18 protein-coding genes are annotated in these 15,937 nt (G+C 49.2%); 11 read left to right on the top strand and 7 right to left on the bottom strand.

Annotated elements, in window-relative coordinates:
* The first annotated feature begins 205 nt into the window (after nt 1–205).
* The 11 genes from AB1I50_RS05850 (at nt 206) to AB1I50_RS05800 (ending at nt 11,263) form a co-directional block, all read left to right on the top strand.
* Nucleotides 206–2,143, top strand: a complete 1,938-nt coding sequence (locus tag AB1I50_RS05850) for an AMP-binding protein (RefSeq protein ID WP_407725272.1) — start codon at nt 206–208, stop codon at nt 2,141–2,143.
* Nucleotides 2,133–2,774 carry a lysophospholipid acyltransferase family protein gene (locus tag AB1I50_RS05845; RefSeq protein ID WP_407725271.1) on the top strand — a complete coding sequence of 214 codons (642 nt, stop codon included), beginning with the start codon at nt 2,133–2,135 and terminating at the stop codon, nt 2,772–2,774. The genes AB1I50_RS05850 and AB1I50_RS05845 overlap by 11 nt, the downstream gene beginning before the upstream one ends.
* A complete protein-coding gene (locus AB1I50_RS05840; protein WP_407725270.1) occupies nt 2,752–3,399 on the top strand; it encodes a lysophospholipid acyltransferase family protein in 648 nt (215 codons plus the stop codon). The genes AB1I50_RS05845 and AB1I50_RS05840 overlap by 23 nt, the downstream gene beginning before the upstream one ends.
* 10 nt (nt 3,400–3,409) lie before the next feature.
* Nucleotides 3,410–4,924, top strand: a complete 1,515-nt coding sequence (locus AB1I50_RS05835) for a class I adenylate-forming enzyme family protein (protein WP_407725269.1) — start codon at nt 3,410–3,412, stop codon at nt 4,922–4,924.
* Nucleotides 4,918–5,175, top strand: coding sequence for an acyl carrier protein (locus tag AB1I50_RS05830; RefSeq protein ID WP_407725268.1), 258 nt, complete (start codon nt 4,918–4,920; stop codon nt 5,173–5,175). Before AB1I50_RS05835 ends, AB1I50_RS05830 begins: the two co-directional genes overlap by 7 nt.
* Complete coding sequence (locus tag AB1I50_RS05825; RefSeq protein WP_407725267.1) at nt 5,172–5,606, top strand: lecithin retinol acyltransferase family protein; 435 nt, start codon at nt 5,172–5,174, stop codon at nt 5,604–5,606. The genes AB1I50_RS05830 and AB1I50_RS05825 overlap by 4 nt, the downstream gene beginning before the upstream one ends.
* Nucleotides 5,607–5,617: 11 nt before the next feature.
* Nucleotides 5,618–6,547 (top strand): alpha/beta hydrolase, encoded by a 930-nt coding sequence (locus AB1I50_RS05820; protein WP_407725266.1) that lies wholly within the window; start codon nt 5,618–5,620, stop codon nt 6,545–6,547.
* Between the two features lie 11 nt (nt 6,548–6,558).
* Nucleotides 6,559–7,491: a DegV family protein gene (locus AB1I50_RS05815; protein WP_407725265.1), complete on the top strand. Its 933-nt coding sequence runs from the start codon at nt 6,559–6,561 to the stop codon at nt 7,489–7,491.
* A gap of 22 nt (nt 7,492–7,513) precedes the next feature.
* Entirely contained in the window at nt 7,514–9,175 is a 1,662-nt protein-coding gene (locus AB1I50_RS05810; protein WP_407725264.1) for a DAK2 domain-containing protein, read from the top strand.
* Nucleotides 9,176–9,184: 9 nt separating this feature from the next.
* The gene (locus AB1I50_RS05805; protein WP_407725263.1) at nt 9,185–10,129 is read left to right on the top strand and encodes an alpha/beta hydrolase; all 945 of its coding nucleotides are present in this window, start codon (nt 9,185–9,187) and stop codon (nt 10,127–10,129) included.
* 84 nt (nt 10,130–10,213) lie between these two features.
* On the top strand, nt 10,214–11,263 hold the full coding sequence (locus AB1I50_RS05800) for an alpha/beta hydrolase (protein WP_407725262.1): 1,050 nt from the start codon (nt 10,214–10,216) through the stop codon (nt 11,261–11,263).
* On the opposite strand, the gene AB1I50_RS05795 is transcribed toward AB1I50_RS05800, so the two are convergent.
* The 7 genes from AB1I50_RS05795 to AB1I50_RS05765 all read right to left on the bottom strand — a co-directional run bounded on the left by AB1I50_RS05795 (nt 11,260) and on the right by AB1I50_RS05765 (nt 15,865).
* Entirely contained in the window at nt 11,260–11,910 is a 651-nt protein-coding gene (locus AB1I50_RS05795) for a sigma-70 family RNA polymerase sigma factor (RefSeq protein WP_407725261.1), read from the bottom strand. The genes AB1I50_RS05800 and AB1I50_RS05795 overlap by 4 nt on opposite strands.
* A complete protein-coding gene (spoIIAB, locus tag AB1I50_RS05790; protein ID WP_407725260.1) occupies nt 11,903–12,337 on the bottom strand; it encodes an anti-sigma F factor in 435 nt (144 codons plus the stop codon). Before spoIIAB ends, AB1I50_RS05795 begins: the two co-directional genes overlap by 8 nt.
* Nucleotides 12,334–12,636 carry an anti-sigma factor antagonist gene (locus AB1I50_RS05785; protein WP_407725259.1) on the bottom strand — a complete coding sequence of 101 codons (303 nt, stop codon included), beginning with the start codon at nt 12,634–12,636 and terminating at the stop codon, nt 12,334–12,336. Before AB1I50_RS05785 ends, spoIIAB begins: the two co-directional genes overlap by 4 nt.
* Before the next feature lie 79 nt (nt 12,637–12,715).
* A complete protein-coding gene (locus AB1I50_RS05780) occupies nt 12,716–14,002 on the bottom strand; it encodes a bifunctional folylpolyglutamate synthase/dihydrofolate synthase (protein WP_407725258.1) in 1,287 nt (428 codons plus the stop codon).
* Nucleotides 14,002–14,826 (bottom strand): 16S rRNA (cytidine(1402)-2'-O)-methyltransferase, encoded by an 825-nt coding sequence (gene rsmI / locus AB1I50_RS05775; RefSeq protein ID WP_407725257.1) that lies wholly within the window; start codon nt 14,824–14,826, stop codon nt 14,002–14,004. Before rsmI ends, AB1I50_RS05780 begins: the two co-directional genes overlap by 1 nt.
* The gene (locus AB1I50_RS05770; RefSeq protein ID WP_407725256.1) at nt 14,826–15,566 is read right to left on the bottom strand and encodes a tRNA1(Val) (adenine(37)-N6)-methyltransferase; all 741 of its coding nucleotides are present in this window, start codon (nt 15,564–15,566) and stop codon (nt 14,826–14,828) included. Before AB1I50_RS05770 ends, rsmI begins: the two co-directional genes overlap by 1 nt.
* 128 nt (nt 15,567–15,694) lie before the next feature.
* Nucleotides 15,695–15,865, bottom strand: a complete 171-nt coding sequence (locus tag AB1I50_RS05765; RefSeq protein ID WP_407725255.1) for a 4Fe-4S ferredoxin — start codon at nt 15,863–15,865, stop codon at nt 15,695–15,697.
* Nucleotides 15,866–15,937: the final 72 nt, after the last annotated feature.

The following is a 15,937-nucleotide window of genomic DNA, read 5'->3' as shown; positions in this document are numbered from 1 at the left end:
CTTTATCAAAAAATAGCATAAATAACTTTTTTTGTCAAGAAATCAATTCGGCGCATTTTCGCAATAAATAATACCACGAAAAAAATGTGCCGATTTTTGCGTATTTTAAACAAATAAAGTCAAATGATATTGCTTTTAATCTAATAAAATGCTATACTATTTAAGATTTGATATTATAGGAATAATAGGGGCTAATTAAAGAGATATGGATATTCATAACCTTGGCGGATACAACTCAATAGACGCCTTTGTCGAGGCAAAGCTCAGCCGTTACAGCGCTTCAAAGCGCGATTTTTCGGCGCTGTTTGAGCTGATGTTTTCCGAGGGTGAAAATATTTTATTCGAGGAGAGCCGCGGCTACAGAATTGCAAAGACCACCTACGCTCAGGCAAAGCAGGATATTTTGCGCAAAGCCGCAACGCTGAGGGCTTTGCTTGGCGGAGCTGAGCATAACTCAGCCGTTGGTATTTATATGGAAAACAGCCTTGATTGGATTGAAAATTTCTGGGCGGTACTGCGCGCAGGGTTCAAGCCTCTGCTTATGAATATGCGCCTTGACGACGGCACGCTCGAATACGCCCTTAAAACCTGCGGTGCCGCCGCGGTAATTTCGGACGGAAAGGAGTTTTCCGTCAGGACGGTTAAGGCTTCCGATATCGCTTCAGCCGATACTGAAATTGACGGCGGAGAGTTCGGCACGGAGATTTTTGTTATGTCCTCGGGCACGTCCGAGAATGTAAAAATCTGCGCCTACACCGCCGAGGAATTTTATTGGCAAATTAAGGGCAGCTACAGCATAATCAAAAAGTGCGCGAAGGTTAAGGAGCACTACGAGGGCGAGCTAAAGCTGCTTACCTTCCTGCCGTTTTACCATATTTTCGGCTTGGTTGCGGTGTATATTTGGTTCGCGTTTTTCTCGCGCACCTTTGTTCGCCTGAACGATATGCAGCCGAGCACGATTACAAATACGATTAAGCGCCACAAGGTAACTCATGTTTTTGCCGTTCCGCTGTTTTGGGAGAAGGTCTACGAGCAGGCAATCAGAACCATTAAGGAGCGCGGAGAGGACACATATAAAAAGTTTGAAAAGGGTATAAAGCTGAGCCGTAAAATCTGCGATACTCCGCTTCTCAGGGAAAAATTCTCAAAGCTTGCGTTTAAGGAAGTCCGCGAGAATATGTTTGGCGAGAGCATTAAGTTTATGATTACCGGCGGAAGCTACATCAGCCCTGAGATTCTTGAATTTTTCAACGCCATCGGCTACCGCCTTGCGGACGGCTACGGAATGACCGAAATCGGCATTACCTCGGTCGAGCTCAGCGGCAGTAAAAAGCTGCTGAATTCCTGCTCGGTCGGACTTCCGATGGACGGAATTGAGTATAAAATTAACGACGGCGGCGAGCTGCTCGTAAAGGGCAGGGCGATGGCGCGTTACATAATAGAAAACGGTGAGAAAAAGCCGAATGACGGCTGGTTTAACACCCACGATTTGGCTGAGTTCGACGGCAAATGCTACCGTATTTTAGGCAGGCGCGACGATTTGATTATCGCGCCGAACGGCGAAAACCTCAACCCGAATTTGATTGAGCAAAAGCTCATCTGCCCGGGCGTGAGGGGAGTCTGCCTAATCGGCACGGCGGAGGACAGCAAGGCAATTCCCGTGCTGATTGTTTCGGTAAACAAATATATCTCCGCCGAAAAGCTCGGTCAGGTCAAGATTGCGGTTCGCCGAAGGCTTGCGGATTTGCGCCTTGCAGGACAGATTCAAAGGCTGTTTTTCACCGATGAAAGCCTGCTTAAAGGCGACGAGTTTAAGCTCAACCGAGTAAGGCTTTCAAAGGAGTACGCGGCGAAAACTCTGCACGAGGTCAAGCCAAATGATAACGCTGAGCAGAAAGAGGACGACGAAATTTCGCGGAATATCACGCGGATGTTTGCCGTTGCGCTCGGAAAGCCCGAAAGCGAAATCGGCTATACCGCCGACTTCTTCCTCGACGAGGGCGGCACAAGCCTTGATTATCTCGCGATAATCTCACAGCTCCGCGACGAGTATAAGATCCCCTTCCCGGACAGCGACAGCGGACTTAACAGCGTAAAGGGACTTCATTTGTATATAAAGGAAAAGCTTGGTAATGCTGATTGATTTTTTTAACTGGTTTGTAAAAATTACCGCCTACCCGGTGCAAAAGCTCATTTTCAGAACAAAGGTCTATTATCAGGACAAAAATGTTCAGAGCAGGCATATCAAGGGCGCGGCGATTGTTATATCAAACCACACCTCGGTTTTCGACTACGCGGTGTACCTGTTTGTGTTTTTCACGCGAACGCTCAGGGTGCAGATGGCAGAGGTGCTTTTTGATAAAAAACCGCTCGGGTTGTTTTTGAAAATGCTCGGCGGAATCTATGTAAACCGCGACGTTCACAACTTTGATTTTATAAATAAATCGGAAGAAATTTTAAGAAAAGGCGGGGTGGTCGGCGCATTTCCCGAGAGCAGAATTCCGCGAGGGGGAGAGCAAACTCCGCTTGAATTCAAGCCGAGTACGGCATATTTGGCGCTGTCGGCGGACGTTCCCGTAATCCCTGCATTTACAAACGGAAAGTATTTTTGCAGGGAACGCGCGAGGGTGATTATCGGTACGCCGATGAAGCCTTCGGATTATTTCGACGACAAGCTGAGCGATAAGGAGAATATCGACCGCTTCAACAACGCGCTCAGGAAAAAAATTATAGAGCTGAGGAATGAGCTTGATGAACAGACAAAAAAAGAATAAGGCTCCGCTTTTCAGCTTCAAAAATATTGTTATTGATTTTGTCAGGATAACCGGCGGACTTCCCGTGCTTTTGATACTAAGGCCGAAAAAGCGTTTCGCTTCCGAAAAGGCTAAGCAAAAGCTGCGCGGCGGCGCGCTGATTATTGCAAATCACACCGATTTTGTCGACCCGGTATATTTGATGTCCGCGTTTTGGTACAGGCGGCATCATTTTATCGCAAGCGAGGAGGTTATGGACAGCAAGGCAGGCGGATTTTTACGCGCGTGCGGCTGTATCAGAATTGACCGAAACAACGTGACGATGAACACCCTTCGCAAGATTACGGATAAGCTAAAGCAGGGCGAGATTGTGTCGATGTTTCCGCAGGGCAGAATCAGCTCAGGCGGCGACGAGGGCGCGTCGTTTAAGTCGGGCATGGTGCTTATGGCAATCCGAAGCGGAGCGCCGATTGTGCCTGTTTACATCAAGCCGAAAAAGAGCTTTTTCAGCAGGCTTCACGTGGTTGTGGGCGAGAGGGTAAGCGTAACCGAGCTCTACGGCGAACGCCCCACCTTCGCGCAGATTGACGCGGCTGCAAAGCTGCTTTACGAAAGAGAAGAACAGCTTAAGAATTTGGTTGATTAAGGAGATAATTATGATTACCGATACAAGAGAAAAATTCAGACCTTACACAAAACCCGTGGATTTTGCGCGGATTATCGAGCGCGAAAGCGTAAGCGAAATGTGGGAAAGCTGCGTTAAGGAATTCGCGGATTTGGTCGCAATTCAGGACAATGAAACTTCCCATACATATTCAGAACTTGAAGATGACGCGGCAAAGTTCAGAACTCTGCTGCTCGAAAAAACAGATGATGAACACAAAAGGGTAGCAATCCTCGCTCAGAACTCCTACGACTTTGTAAAGGCGTTTATCGCGGTTACAACCCTCGGACTGACGGCGGTAATTATGCCTGCCCACCTCGACAAAACCGCGGTTTTCGGCTGCTGTATGAAGTTCGGAATTTCCGCAGTTGTATATCAGGGTTCGCTTGAGGAGAGCGTTTCGCTTGCAAAGGATAAGCTCGGTCACATCGGCTTTATCGAGATTACCGAGACTTCGGATGTGCCGTCGCCAATGGTAAAGTGCGAGGCGAAAACGCCCTGCGTTATGATGTTCACAGGCGGCACTACGGGCAAGAGCAAGTGCGCCGTGCTCTCAAACGGCGCGGTTATGCAGGGCACAATTAACGGCTGTTACGGCGTTCACGATGTATTCAACCAGAGGTATCTGCTCGTGCTTCCCCTGTCGCACGTGTTCGGACTTATCCGCAACCTGATGACCTCGCTCTACACCGGCAGCACGCTGTTTATCTGCAAAAACAACAAGGATATGTTCCGCGATACCGCGGTGTTTAAGCCGACGATTATGGTTATGGTTCCGGCACTTGCCGAAATGGCGCTTACGCTGTCAAAGCAGTTCGGCAAAAATATGCTCGGAGACGATATGAAAACCATCATAGCAGGAGCGGCGGCTGTTCCGCCGTACCTCGTTCAGGAGTACGACAAGCTCGGAATCAAGCTTTTGCCGGGCTACGGACTTACCGAGTCGGCAAATTTGGTGTCGGGCAATCCCGAAAGCCTTAAATTCCCCGAATCGGTCGGCTACCCCTTCCCGAATCAGGAGCTTAAAATCGTAGACGGCGAGCTGTGGCTTAAGGGCAAAAATATGATGGACGGCTACATAGGCGAGGCTGAAGAGGACGTATATGAGGACGGCTGGTTTAAGACCGGCGACCTCGTAAAAATCGACGAGAACGGCTTGCTTTATATCACCGGCAGAATCAAGGAGATTATCGTTTTGCCCAGCGGCGAGAACATATCTCCTGCGGAGCTTGAGAAAAAGTTTAACGCCCTGCCGTTTATTCAGGATTCGCAGGTGTTTGAGGACATTGACGACGGCGGAAAGCACATATTGGCTCTCGAGGTTGTGCCGAGAAAAACCGTAACCGCCAAAATGAATTTGGAAAATGAAAAAGAATTTATCATTTCGGAGCTTCAAAAGGTAAACGAAGCTCTGCCTGCCTTTGAGCGCGTAAACCGCATTGAGGTGCGCGACAGCGACTTTGACAGAACTCCGAGTATGAAGATTGCGAGATATAAAAAATGCTGAGTAAAGAAGAAATAATTGTTAAGCTAAAGGACATCCTGCTTGTCGCAGACGGCGGAAACGCGGATAAAATAGGGGCGGCTGACGAAAACACAAGGCTCTCCGAGGACTTGGGACTGAACTCGGTCAACGTGCTCTACCTTGTTATCGCGATTGAAGAGGTGTTTAACATCCGCTTTGACGACGACACGGGCGTCGATACGTTCAAAACCGTAGGCGACGCCGCGGATTACATCGGAGGAAAGCTCAAATGAAGTGGCAGCCTGTCGACTGCAAAAGCGGAGATATGATACGCATTGCCATAGGCTCGTTTTACCACTACGGCATTTTTGTCAGCGAGGACGAGGTTATCCAGTTTGGATATCCGCCTTTGCCCGAATTTAAGGAGAAAAATCAAAACATCACCGTCGGAGCGGTCGATATTGACGAGTTTTCAAGCGGAAAAATCGTCGAGACGGCAGTGCTTGACCGCAAGGAGAAAAAGCGCCGTATTCCTCCCGAAAAAACCGTTGAAACCGCGCGTTCAAAAATCGGACAGGGCGGCTACAATATCCTTCACAACAACTGCGAGCACTTCGCGTATGAATGTGTGTTCGGTGAAAAACGCAGCACTCAGGAGGAGTATATCCGCTCGATGTGGCACAGTATGCTAAAGGGCGGCAACGGCGGACAGATTGATAAATAAGAGATGATAAAATGATATTTCTTTATATTGCGCTCGGGCTTATTGCGTTGTACATTATCTTTGCGGCGGCGCCTGCCGCGCTGCTTTACCGTATGATTTTTTCGCGCAAGGAGAACAGCAGGGTTCTTACCAGAAGCGAACTTATCGGCTCGCGTTATGAGCCTTATATGGACGAGCTTATCGCGGCGGACGGCTTTATCAGGAGCAGAATTACCGAAAAGGTCAGCGTTACCGCGCGCGACGGCGAGATTATGTACGGCGATTACCTCGACAACCAATCGGACAAAACCGTAATTTTTGTCCACGGCTACCGCGGAAACCCCATAAGCAATTTTTGCCTGCAGGCGAGGCATTTGTACGACTTGGGCTACAATATGCTTTTTATCTGCCAGCGCGCCCACGGCGAGAGCGGCGGAAAGCGAAACGGCTTGGGAATTATCGAGCAGTACGATATATTAAAGTGGATAGAGTACGAGGAATCAAAGCCCGGCATAGAAAAAATTATGCTATACGGCTCGTCAATGGGCAGCTCGGCAATTGCCTATTCCTCCGACAAAATCAAGTCGGAAAAGGTAAAGGGAATGGTGATTGACTGCGCGTTTTCGTCGGTCGGAGACCAGCTTTACTACGACAGCCGCAAGCGGATGATTCCGCCCATACTTGTCATCCCGATAATCAGGCTGCTTGCCCGAATTGAGCTTAAAGAGGATATTTACAAACAATGCGGAGATTCGCTTAAGAAAACCAAAGTCCCTGCGCTGTTTATTCACGCTACGGGCGACACCACAGTGCCGTATGAATACGGACTTAAAAACTACAACGCCTGCGCCCTTCCGAAGGAGCTTATCACCGTTGAGGGCTCGCAGCACATTGTAGAGTACGCCGCAGGCGGAGAACAGACAAAACAGGGATTGATCAACTTTTCAACAAAATATTTTTAAGGAGAGATACGATGAATAAATTTGCTATAATCGCCGACGCTTCGTGCGACCTCGGTGAAAAACTCAAAAAGGAATACGACGTTATCACGGTAAACGGCCACGTTACCCTGCCCGATAAAACCGAGCAAAGCGAGTTTTTGAACTGGAACAAAACAAACCGCGAGCAGTTCTATAAGGATTTGAGCAAAAATCCTGACGGCTACACCACAGCTCCGCCGAACGTTGACGAGTTCGCAAGGGTTTTTGAGGAGTGCGTAAAAAACGGTCAGGACGTTCTGGCTATTACAATCTCGGGCGCAATTTCGGGTGCATTTGACTTTGCAACTCAGGCAAAAAAGCAGGTGCTTCAAAGCTACCCCGGCGCAAAGATTATTCTTATCGACTCTCTGAGATTCAGTATTGCCCACGGACTTCTCGTAATTCTCGCCGCAAAGCTCAGAGAAAACGGACATTCCGCAGAGGAAGCCGCGGCGTATATTGAGGAAAACAAAAACCGCGTTCACCAGTGCGGCTGGCTCGACGACCTCAGCTTCGTCGCCAAAAAGGGCAGACTTACCCACTCAAAGGCGTTCTTCGGCAAGCTTGCCGGAATTAAGCCTATCGGTGAGTTTGACTACAACGGACTTACAACCGTAATCGGCAAGGTAAAGGGCGCTAAAAAGGCGTATGCCGTACTGCTCGATTACATCGAAAAGACAATCGAAAATCCGTCCGAGCAGACAATTTTTATCGCTCAGACAAACCGCCTTGTCCCTGCCGAAAAGTACAGGGATATGATTATCGAGCGCTTCAAGCCCAAGAACGTTATTATCGTTGACGTATATCCCTTCTGCGGCGTTAACGTAGGCCCCGGACTTATGGCGGCTTACTATGTAGGCAAGCCGATTTCAAAGGGGCTCGAAACCGAAAAAGCCCTCGTTCAAAAATTGATTGACGCACAGTGATAACCTTTAAGGAAATGATTATATGAGGAACAGAAAAATAAACGGAGTCCAGTTTGAGAATATGCTCAAAAACGGACTTCAAAACCTCAGCAAATATGAAACCGAGGTCAATGAGCTCAATGTCTTTCCCGTGCCGGACGGCGACACGGGTACAAATATGTGCCTCACCCTTGGCAACGGAATTAAATACGCAAAGACAAACGCCGCAATTGGGCTGTATGCAAAAACCCTCAGCGAGGGTATGCTGCTCGGTGCAAGGGGAAACTCAGGCGTAATTTTGTCGCAGTTTTTCAAGGGAGTTTCAACCGAGCTCGCGCGCTGTGCCTTTGCAGGCCCGGGAGAGCTTCGAAATGCGCTTATCAGAGGCTACCGCACCGCTTATGACGCGGTTGTTAAGCCCGTTGAGGGCACAATGCTGACGGTCGCGAGAGAGGGAATTGAGCACATCAGAGGGCAGATTACGAGGAACTCATCCATCGAGGAAATCCTCGCTATGTATATTGCCGAGATGAAAAAGACGCTTTCCTACACTCCCGAAATGCTCGAAGTGCTGAAGGAAGCCGGCGTTATTGACAGCGGCGGACAGGGCTTTATTTATATCTTTGAGGGAATGTTAAAGTACCTCTACGGCGACGTGTACCGTACGAACGAAAAGAAAATTACAAATGAGCATACCGCGCCTTCCCCTGCAAAGGAAATTGACTTTTCGCTGTTTAACGAACATTCAAGCTTTGAGGACGGCTACTGCATGGAATTCATTTTGCAGCTTCTTAAAAGCGAAAAATACACCCAATGCTTTAAGCTCAGCACCTTTATCGAGGACATAAGAGTTTACGGCAACTCACTTGTCGCGGTCCAGGACGGCAGGCGCGTAAAGGTTCATATCCACACGCTTAAGCCCGCCAAGGTCATTGCGCTCAGCCAGGAATACGGCGAGTTTTTGACCTTTAAGATGGAGAATATGCAGCTTCAGCACAACGAGGTGCTCAAGAAAAAAATCGAGCCTAAAAAGCTTCCGCACAAACAGCTTGCGATGGTGTCGGTCGTAAACGGCGAGGGGCTCAAAACGCTGTTTGAGCAGCTCGGAACGGATGTTGTTATAAACTGCGAGGACACGATGAACGCTTCATCTCAGGAGTTTATAGAGGCGTTCGAGCTGATAGACGCGGACTATATTGTGGTTATGCCGAACAATAAAAACGTGATTTTGGCGGCCGGACAGGCGCTTGAAATCAGCGGCAAAAAGAACGTCACAATTCTGCCTACAAAGAGCGTTGCCGAGGGCTACTTCGCGATTGCGATGGACGTGCCCGACGACAAGCCCGAATACCGCATAAGCTCGATGAAAAGCGGCTTGCAGGACGTTTCTACCTTGGTTGAAACCACCGCGACGCGCGACTACACATACCACGAGCTGACCTGCCGTAAGGGAGAGGATATTGTACTGCTTAACGGCGAGCTTGTCTGCGTGTCAAAGGATTGGTGCAGCGGCATAATCGACGGAATGAAGCTTGTACCCGATATTGACGATAAGGAAACCTGCGTTGTCTTTTACGGCGACGGTGTTACAGAGGAACAGACCGACGAACTGCGCGACAGGCTTGAGGAAGAATTCCCCCTGCTCGACGTTGAGTTTATCGACGGCGGACAAAAGCATTACCGCCTGATAATCGGACTTTGTTAAAGAGGTACTATGAACACTTGGATTTGGATAATTTTGCTTGTGGTTTTGTTCGGGTTTGTAATTCCCGAAATTGTGATCGCAGGCGTAATTTACACGATTTTGCTTGTCAGAACCTCAAAAAAGAAATGGGGAAGGGACGTTTTGCTCCCCGAAAATGACGACGAGTACGCAGGAATGTACCACGAAGGTCTTGAGTGGGGAGAGCTCTACTCGGATTATATGCGCGAGGTCGAGATAAAAAGCGGAAGATACCGCCTTGTGGGCGAGTATTTTGACTTCGGCGGCGAGAAAGCGGCTATTGTAATCGCAGGCAGAATGGAGTCGCTCAAATACTCCTACTACTTTGCCGAGCCGTACCGCAGGGCAGGCTATAACGTGCTTGTGGTTGACAACCGCGCGCACGGATATTCCGACGGAGTTTTCTGCTGCCTGGGCTACCGCGAGTATGCCGATATGCAGTGTTGGAGCCGTCTGCTCGTAGAGGAGCTTCACAACAAGGCGGTCTTTCTGCACGGAATTTGCATAGGCTCGTCTGTCGCTTTGTTCGCGCTTTGCGACGAAAACTGCCCCGATTACATCGAGGGAATGTGCGCCGACGGAATGTACGTAAACTTTGCCGAGTCGTTCAAGAACCATATGATTGAGGACCACCGCCCGAAGGTTATTTTTTCGTGGCTGGTGTTTATGTATATGCGGATTTTTTCTCACGCGAACGTCACCTCGGACGGCCCGATTAACCGCATTGACAGGCTTAAAAAGCCGATACTTTTCATCCATAGCAGGCAGGACACCTATTCCACCCCCGACCAGGCGGAAAAGCTGTATGAAAAGTGCAAGTCCCCAAAAAAGCGCATTGTCTGGTTTGAAAAGGGCAGACATTCGCGCGTCAGGGTTAACGCGCCCGAAAAATACGACAATACCATAATTGAGTTTTTAAAAGATTTGAACAAATAAAAAGAAAAGAGAGCGAACCGTTCTCTTTCTTTTTCTTTTCCGTGAATATTCTTAAAATTTTGAGGAATAATAGAGGTGAAAGCCGTGAAAAATAAAAAGCTACATATTACGCCAAAGAGGGTGGTCGGCTTTTTCCTTCTGATTATCTTTGTATTCACCGCGCTGTCGATGATAGCCTCCGTGGTCATTTTCGGCGTGCTTTTTCACCGCGTAGATTCGCTCGACAACTATGTTGAAATATCCTATTCTCTTTCGGGCGTGAGCCTGAGTCGAAAGGAAGTCAGCTTTAAATCCGGCGAAAACAAGCTCAGCGGTTATCTCTATTCCGCCAAAAACCCCAAAGGAATTGTAATTATCGCGCCGGGGATGAACAGCAGCAGCGACCGTCACCTTGCGGAGATTAAATTTTTCACCGAAAACGGCTATATGGCGCTTGCCTACGACGCGACCGGAGTCTGCAAAAGCGAGGGCGGCAGCACCGTCGGTCTGCAGCAGTCAAAGCGCGATTTGCTTTCTGCGATTAATTACGCCAAGGAGACGGACGAGACCAAAAGCCTGCCTGTTTATCTTTACGGCCACAGTCTCGGCGGTTACGCCGTCGCTTCCGTGCTTGACGAGGCGGACGTTAAAGGAGCTGTAAGCCTGTCGGGGTTTGATTCACCGGTGCAGACGATGCACGGCAAGGCAAAGGATTATGTCGGCATTTTGGCGGATATTCAGTATCCGTTTTTGTACCTGCAAAACCGCTTTACCTTCGGTGACGACGCGGACGACACGGCGGCACAGTCGATAAATTCAACCGACACGCCGATTTTGATTTGCTACGGCGGTAACGACAGCACAATTCCGTATAATCTGAGCATTTACTCGCACGAGGATGATATTACAAACTCAAACGCGAGCTTTTTCAAGGTCAGCGAGAGCTGCCGCGACGGTCACGCGAATATGTGGCTGAGCGCGGAATCCGCAAAGTATATGGCGGATTTGCAAAGCGAGCTGAACGATATGAACAAGGTCTATGACGGCGATATTCCGCAAAAGGCGCTCGACGATTTTTACGGCGGAATTGATACCGAAAAGGCGATGAAGCTCGACAAAGCTTTTATGAACAAGGTGCTTGAATTTATGAACTAACCGCTCATTTTCTGCCTGATGAGTGACAGGATTTTCTTTTCCCGCCGGCTGATTTGCACCTGAGTCATATTCAATATTTTTGCGGTTTCAACCTGCGTTTTACTCCTGTAGTAGCGCAGGTTGATTATTTTTTTGTCGTTTTCTTCAAGGCTTTCAATCGCCGCGGCAAGGCTTAGCCGTTCGGTGATTTCGTACTGAATGTCGGGCGAAGGTATTTCCGGCGCGGCTGCGTTTTCATCCTCGGAATTTATCGACACCGTAGGCTGCGCGCTGCACACCGCCTCTGCGATTTTTTCGGGAGCAACGCCGAGCTTTTCCGCAAGCTCCGAAACGCTTAGCTCCCTGCCGTTTTTTAGCTCGCTTTCGTTGTTGAGCTTGTTGATTTTCAGCGACAGCTCCTTTAACGAGCGGCTGACCTTTACCGTTCCGCCGTCGCGGAACAGCCGTTTTAGCTCGCCCATAATGACGGGGAAGGCGTAGGTTGAAAACTGCAAGCCGCGGCTGTCGTCAAAGTTGTTAATCGCCTTTGCAAGCCCCAGGCAGCCTGCCGAGTACAGCTCGTCGTACTCAATGCCCTTGCCTGTAAAACGGCTGCAAAGCGAGTGCACAAGCCCAAGGTGGCTTTTGGCAAATTCGTCCTTATTCATCCGCGCCGATTTTTTTAATCAGGGTGACGGTCGTGCCCTTGCCGGGCGCGGAATTTACTCTCACCTTGTCGCAAAAGCTCTGCATTACCGCAAAGCCCAGCCCTGCGCGTTCTTCCTCGGGCGAGGTCGTAAACAGCGGCTGCATAGCCTGCTTAATGTCCTCAATTCCCACGCCCTTGTCGCGGATTTTCACCGTTACGGTGTTGTCATCTTTGACGGACGCGAATATGTAAACCGTGCCGCTTTGCCGCCTGTAGCCGTGGACAATGCAGTTTGTCACAGCCTCGGACACGGCGGTTTTAAGGTCGTTAAGCTCGCTCAAGGTGGGGTCGAGCGCGGTTATGAACGCCGACACCGCGCTGCGTGCGAAAGCTTCGTTGCGGCTCTTTGACGGAAAGCTGAGCCTCATTTGGTTGACTGTTTTCATCTCAACACCCCCAGTTCTTCAAGTCCCGACATCGCAAAAATTCGGTAAATTCTGTCGGGCACGTTTGTTACTCTCAGGCTGCCGCCGAGCAGCTTCATCTGCCTGTACCGCCCCATCACAAGCCCTACTCCCGACGAGTCCATAAAGCTGACCTTCTCAAAATTCATACATAGCAGCCTCGGGCACAGCGAGCGTGCCGAGCAGTCAATTCTCCGGCGGATTTTGCAGGCGGAATCGTGGTCAATTTCGCCGTCGAGGTACACCGTCAGGGTGTTGTTGTTAAACTCCGTTTTCAGCATTTTAACATTCCTTTTCAAAAAAATAACGCTATACTAATAATAGTTAGTATAGCGTGAAAAGTTTGTTTTATTCTGTCGGCTATTTAATTTTTTCAATTATGTACGGCCTTATTTCTCCTGCAAGGTATAGTGAGCCGCATATCAGCACTGCACCGCCGTTCTCCTTTGCCTCACGAAACGCCGTATCAAACGCGGCTTGTGGAGAATTAAAGCTCTTTGTATCGGCACAGGCAGAGCTGAATTTTTCCGCGAGTTCCTCAGCGGAAATTGCCCTCGGGTTGTTGACGGGCACGGTGCAAACCTTTGCGAAAACTCCGCTCAACAGCTCAATCGAGCTGTCAATGTCCTTGTCCGCGAGCATTCCCGTAACGCAGATTATCTTTTTATTTGGGAGGAAGGTTTTTATAGCGTTTTTCAGTGCTTCAATTCCGTTAGGATTGTGCGCTCCGTCAAGAAGTACAATGGGATTTTCGCTCAAAAGCTCAAACCTTGCAGGGTTTACCGCCTTGCCGAAGCCTGCGGCAATTTCGCTGTCATTAAGCTTTATAAGTCCCTTTTGGTTGAGCGCTTCAATCGCCGCCAAGGCGGTTTTTGCGTTCTCAATTTGGTGACTGCCGGGCAGTCTTAGCAGGAATTTTTCGCCCTTATAATTTACCAAGCTGCCCTTTAACGACTGCGAGATAACTTCAAGCCTTACGCCCCCGCTTTTTATCAGCGGAACATCAAGGCTGTTTGCCGTGTGCTCAATCACAGCCATCGCGCGGCTGTCCTGTTTTGACGTTACCGCAAGCGAGCCGCGCTTTATAATTCCGCATTTTTGCTCCGCGATTTTTTCGATTGTATCGCCCAAAACTGCGGTGTGGTCAAGTCCGATTGTGGTGATTACCGAGCACAGCGGTGGCTTAATAACATTTGTGCAGTCGAGCAGACCGCCCATACCTGTTTCGAGCACAACGAGGTCGCACCCCTCTTTTGCGTGAATATAAAACTGCAAAGCGTTTACGTACTCAAACTCGGTGATTATCGTGCCGTTTTCGCGCAATCGCTCGACGATGGGGAAGGTTTTTTCTACCGCTTTTGTGAGCGTTTCTTTGCTGACAGGCACGTTGTCAATCTGGATTCTCTCCCTGAAATCCGTGATGTAGGGTGAGATAAACAGTCCGGTTTTGTACCCTGCCTCGACCAATGCCGTCGACAGCATTGCGCAGACAGAGCCTTTGCCGTTTGTGCCTGCGACGTGGATGTATTTAAGCTTGTCCTGCGGATTGTTAAGCTCCGACAAAAGAGTTCTCATTCTGTCAAGCCCCGGGCGCGAGCCAAAGGTCAGCAGTGAATGTATTTTTTCAAGCGCCGAATCGTAGGTCATCACAACAGCTCCCTGTAAATTTCGTTTTTCTTAAAGCCCGTCATCTCGGCAGCGCTTTTGGCGGCGGCGGTGGGTTTTTCACCGTTTTCAATCAGCTTTTTCGCAAGCTCTACGGCGTATTCGAGGTTGTATTTTTCCTCTGTTTCGCTCTCCTTCGCGCCTTCGAGCACGAGCACAAGCTCACCCTTAACGCTTCCGTCGGCATAGTTTTCGGCGGCGTACTTGGTTGTGGTGCGGATAACTTCCTCGTGAATTTTCGTAAGCTCGCGCACAATGCTCAGCTTTCGGTTGCCGAACGCAGAGTATAAATCGCGCAGGGTAGCAGGCAGCTTGTGCGGAGCTTCGTAAAAAATCATCGTCCTGCGCTCGTTTTTAAGGCTCTGCAAATGTTCGTTGCGGCTCTTTTTGTTAACGCTCAAAAAGCCCTCAAAGCAAAACCTGCCTGTCTCCAAGCCCGACACCGCAAGCGCCGACACAACCGCGCTCGGCCCGGGGATAACCACGGTTTTAATTCCGCGCTCCTCGCACAGCTTAATCAAATCCTCGCCGGGGTCTGAGATGCACGGCATACCTGCGTCGGTTACAATCGCGCAGTTTTCGCCTGCTTCAATTTTGGCGCAGATAATCTCTCCGCGCTCGCGTTTGTTGTGCTCGTAGTAGCTTATCATCGGCTTTTTTATCCCGAGGTGGTTGAGCAGCTTTAGCGTTACGCGCGTGTCCTCGGCGGCGATAAAATCGACCTGTTCAAGCGTCTGCGCCGCTCTGGGTGAGAGGTCGGACAAATTGCCTATCGGCGTGCCGGTTACGTATAAAATTCCGCTCATTATGAGCTCACCTCCGATTTGTAGTCGCCGTAAATTTTCATCATTTCATCTGAAAAGTTGCCGCTTTCGTCCTCGATAAACAGCGTGGGCATAACGTCGAGATAACCGCGTTTTCCGCTTCTCCTGCCCTCAAGCAAAAAAAGCTTCGGCGCTTTGACTGCCCTCTGCTGAACAAGCCTGAGCCGCTTGGGCTCAATGTCAAATCTGCGCATACCTTCCATAACGTCCGCAAGCCTTTCGGGGCGCTGGCAAACGCAGAACCTTCCGCCGAACTGCAAAAGCTTTGAGGCGGTCTTGCAGATGTCGTCAAGCGTAGATTCGCTTTCATGACGTGCAATCAGCTTTGCACTTTCGGGGTTTTTTATTCCCGAGCCGCCGAGCTTGTACGGCGGATTGCACACAACAAGGTCGTAGCAGCCGAGCGGAAGTATGCCGTTTAACTCGCGCAAATCGGCGTTAATTATTTTCATATTATCGGCAAAGCCGTTAAGCTCCACGCTTTTTTCGGCAAGCTTGCAGGCGTTTTGCTGAAGCTCAACCGCATCGATTTTCAGGCTTTTGTCGCCTTTCAGCCAGAGCAGGGGGATAGTGCCGCAGCCTGTGCCCAAGTCGGCGCATTTTTTGTATGCCTTCGGCTTTGAAAAATCCGCCAAAAGTATTGTGTCCGTAGAAAAATGATAGCTTTCGGAAACGTAGATTTTCACTCCGTTCCCCAAAGGTTCAAGGTGAATATTGTTCATAGCAAGTCCTTTATCGGTTATATAGCTTATTATACTACTTTAGGAGCTCTCAGGCAAGCAAAAATAAAAACGGCAAGGAATAAAACCTTGCCGCTTCTTTGACGTTTATGTACAATCTGTTTGGCAGATTAGCCCTGCTGGGGAGCACCAACGGGACAAGCCTCTGCACAAGCGCCGCAATCAGCGCAGGTGTCAGCGTCGATTACATACTTACCGTCGCCCTCAGAGATAGCATTACAGGGACACTCGTCAGCACAAGCACCGCACATAATGCACTCATCGTTAATTACATATGCCATAGATCGTAACCTCCTTCATTATTATATTTTTATTTTAACATATAATTTTTTAAATGCAAGTGTTTTGTGAAA

Source organism: Ruminococcus sp. NATIVEDY161 (genome assembly GCF_045819895.1).
GTDB lineage: Bacteria > Bacillota > Clostridia > Oscillospirales > Acutalibacteraceae > Ruminococcoides.
The sequence above is the reverse complement of the archived record's forward strand: the minus strand, read 5'-3'. Positions and strand labels throughout refer to the sequence as shown.

Excerpts from the sequence above, each read along its gene's own strand:
- AB1I50_RS05810 (WP_407725264.1), top strand. The coding sequence starts at position 7,514 with ATGAGGAACAGAAAAATAAACGGAGTCCAGTTTGAGAATATGCTCAAA.
- AB1I50_RS05830 (WP_407725268.1), top strand. The coding sequence starts at position 4,918 with ATGCTGAGTAAAGAAGAAATAATTGTTAAGCTAAAGGACATCCTGCTT.
- AB1I50_RS05820 (WP_407725266.1), top strand. The coding sequence starts at position 5,618 with ATGATATTTCTTTATATTGCGCTCGGGCTTATTGCGTTGTACATTATC.
- AB1I50_RS05850 (WP_407725272.1), top strand. The coding sequence starts at position 206 with ATGGATATTCATAACCTTGGCGGATACAACTCAATAGACGCCTTTGTC.
- spoIIAB (WP_407725260.1), bottom strand. The coding sequence starts at position 12,337 with ATGAAAACAGTCAACCAAATGAGGCTCAGCTTTCCGTCAAAGAGCCGC.
- AB1I50_RS05795 (WP_407725261.1), bottom strand. The coding sequence starts at position 11,910 with ATGAATAAGGACGAATTTGCCAAAAGCCACCTTGGGCTTGTGCACTCG.
- AB1I50_RS05765 (WP_407725255.1), bottom strand. The coding sequence starts at position 15,865 with ATGGCATATGTAATTAACGATGAGTGCATTATGTGCGGTGCTTGTGCT.
- AB1I50_RS05815 (WP_407725265.1), top strand. The coding sequence starts at position 6,559 with ATGAATAAATTTGCTATAATCGCCGACGCTTCGTGCGACCTCGGTGAA.
- AB1I50_RS05785 (WP_407725259.1), bottom strand. The coding sequence starts at position 12,636 with ATGCTGAAAACGGAGTTTAACAACAACACCCTGACGGTGTACCTCGAC.
- AB1I50_RS05835 (WP_407725269.1), top strand. The coding sequence starts at position 3,410 with ATGATTACCGATACAAGAGAAAAATTCAGACCTTACACAAAACCCGTG.
- AB1I50_RS05780 (WP_407725258.1), bottom strand. The coding sequence starts at position 14,002 with ATGACCTACGATTCGGCGCTTGAAAAAATACATTCACTGCTGACCTTT.
- AB1I50_RS05770 (WP_407725256.1), bottom strand. The coding sequence starts at position 15,566 with ATGAACAATATTCACCTTGAACCTTTGGGGAACGGAGTGAAAATCTAC.
- AB1I50_RS05825 (WP_407725267.1), top strand. The coding sequence starts at position 5,172 with ATGAAGTGGCAGCCTGTCGACTGCAAAAGCGGAGATATGATACGCATT.
- AB1I50_RS05845 (WP_407725271.1), top strand. The coding sequence starts at position 2,133 with ATGCTGATTGATTTTTTTAACTGGTTTGTAAAAATTACCGCCTACCCG.
- AB1I50_RS05805 (WP_407725263.1), top strand. The coding sequence starts at position 9,185 with ATGAACACTTGGATTTGGATAATTTTGCTTGTGGTTTTGTTCGGGTTT.
- AB1I50_RS05840 (WP_407725270.1), top strand. The coding sequence starts at position 2,752 with ATGAACAGACAAAAAAAGAATAAGGCTCCGCTTTTCAGCTTCAAAAAT.
- rsmI (WP_407725257.1), bottom strand. The coding sequence starts at position 14,826 with ATGAGCGGAATTTTATACGTAACCGGCACGCCGATAGGCAATTTGTCC.